This is a genomic window from Soonwooa sp. T0.1_25 (genome assembly GCF_057652215.1).
In genome coordinates this window covers 1-957 of record NZ_JBYFBZ010000050.1, presented here as the reverse complement: position 1 = coordinate 957, position 957 = coordinate 1, and the positions used below count along the sequence as shown (strand labels likewise).

The window sequence follows — 957 nt, the reverse complement described above, 5'->3', positions numbered from 1 at the left end:
ATAACGGAAAAAGTATTGGCGAAGTGCGGGTTAACTTGGACGAAAAGTTCAATTCAGACTGCGTGAAGCCGATGCTTTTTTCGGATTGTTAAATTATAAAAAATAATAATACGAAAAAGCAACGGCGTATAAATATTTCTACATTTTATATTTTATATTCAACCCCGCATTTTGCCAATACAATGTTAGCAGAAGTCCTTATTTTTAGTATGCTTGGATTAATACTTCTGATGGAATGTGCAATTTTTCCGTTAACTTACGAATCATATCCAAAGATAATTTTCGTTTTTTATTTAAAATTTCACTTGCTCTACTTTTCAAACCAATTACTTCAGCTAAATCATTTTGTGAATAATTGAGCTGTTCCATTCTAAATTTTATTGCTTCAATTGGATCTGGAAGTCCAATAGGGAAGTGTTCATTCTCATACTTTTCTAATAAAATTCCTAAAATTTCCAATTCATCGCCTTCTTTTGTACCTGGTTTTGCATCAAAAATTTCTTCAAGTCTTTCTAAAGTTTGAAAATAATCCTTTTCTGTTTTTATTGGTTTTAATTTCATCTTTCTAAATTTTGTTTGCATCTATTTTATCATATTCGGCGTGAGTTCCAATAAATCGAATCCACATCATTTGATAATTAAAATTAATCTTTACAATCAATCGATAATTATTGCCTTTTATGTTAAAACAAACTCTATTATCTTCTAAAATACTTGCACTTGGATATTCGTTTTTTAATTCATTTAAATTCTTCCAAGTTCCTTTGTCAGCTTCTTGATACCACGATTTCAATTGCTGTTCACAATCTGAATGTTTTTCCCAAAACTCTCGCAGTATTTTCTTTGCTATAACTCTCAATTGTTTTTCTTTATACAAATATAAAAATTAATTCCCAAATTGGGAAAATTAAATTTAAAATTATTGACAAGATTTGTTTTTAGGATTTCTGCTAACGG

Annotated in this window: 2 protein-coding genes; both read right to left on the bottom strand. The window is 28.7% G+C overall.

Annotated features, from left to right (window positions below; translation table 11 throughout):
• Positions 1 to 204 precede the first annotated feature (204 nt).
• Positions 205 to 561, bottom strand: a complete 357-nt coding sequence (locus tag AC23MB_RS14285; protein WP_487787644.1) for a helix-turn-helix domain-containing protein — start codon at positions 559 to 561, stop codon at positions 205 to 207.
• Positions 562 to 565: 4 nt separating this feature from the next.
• Positions 566 to 859 carry a type II toxin-antitoxin system HigB family toxin gene (locus AC23MB_RS14280; protein ID WP_487787643.1) on the bottom strand — a complete coding sequence of 98 codons (294 nt, stop codon included), beginning with the start codon at positions 857 to 859 and terminating at the stop codon, positions 566 to 568.
• Positions 860 to 957 lie beyond the last annotated feature (98 nt).